Genomic DNA, 842 nt, shown 5'->3' on the forward strand with positions numbered 1-842 from the left:
GCGGGTGGCCGGGCCGCGGCTGGTGCTGCTGGTACTGGTCACCAGCGACCGCTTCCGGGATCGGGCGGCGCGCCGAGGATGCCGCCCACGGCGTCGCTGCGGGCGCCCCAGACTTCCTCGTCTTCGGTGAGCCAGGTGTTGCGTTCGCGTTCCTTGCCCCCGCCTTGGCCGCCGGGCATCCCGCCGCCCATGCCGCCCATCGGGGGCATGCCCATGCCCATGCCGCCGCCTGTGGCGTTGCCGTCGGCGGCGGTCTTGGCCGCGAGGTCGTTGGCGGCCAGGTCGTTGGCGTTCGGGCCGTTGGTGCCGGTGAAGTTGCCGGACGTGCCGCCGCCGGAGCCGCCGAGCCCGCTGCCTGGGCCGGAGCCGGAGCCGAAGCTGCCGCCACCGCCGCCGCCGAAACCGCCGCCGAAGTTGGGATCGCCGTTGCTGGAGCTGTGGTTGCTGCCCGGGGAGAACTCGGACGCCGGGGGCGGAGGAGTGGACAGCAGGCTGCTCGGCGGTGGGGTGAAGCCGGAACCGTACTTGTCGGCACCGCCGCCCGGGGAGCCGCCGGGGCCACCGCCGAAGGTTCCGCCGCTACCGCCGCCGTTGCCTCCGCCGTTCCCACCGAAGTTTCCGCCGCCGAACGGGTCGTTGGGGCCGGGACCTTGGCCGTTGCCGCCGAAGGTCCCGCCACTACCCCCGCCGCTGTTGCCGCCTCCGCCGTTGCCGCCGAAGGTCCCGCCGCCGCCGTTGCCGCCGCCGAACGGGTCGTTGGGACCGGGACCGCCGCCACCGCCGAAGGTGCCACCTCCGCCGTTGCCGCCGCCTCCGGAACCGCCGCCGCTGCCGCCGAAGGT

The 842-nt window shown here is 75.7% G+C and carries 1 pseudogene; it reads right to left on the reverse strand.

The features are described from left to right. Positions 1-38: 38 nt before the first annotated feature. Positions 39-842 (reverse strand): annotated as a pseudogene (locus tag IZR01_RS52835) (hypothetical protein); the annotation flags it as partial.

The sequence above is a fragment of the Catenulispora pinisilvae genome (genome assembly GCF_015356865.1).
Taxonomy (GTDB): Bacteria; Actinomycetota; Actinomycetes; order Streptomycetales; family Catenulisporaceae; genus Catenulispora; species Catenulispora pinisilvae.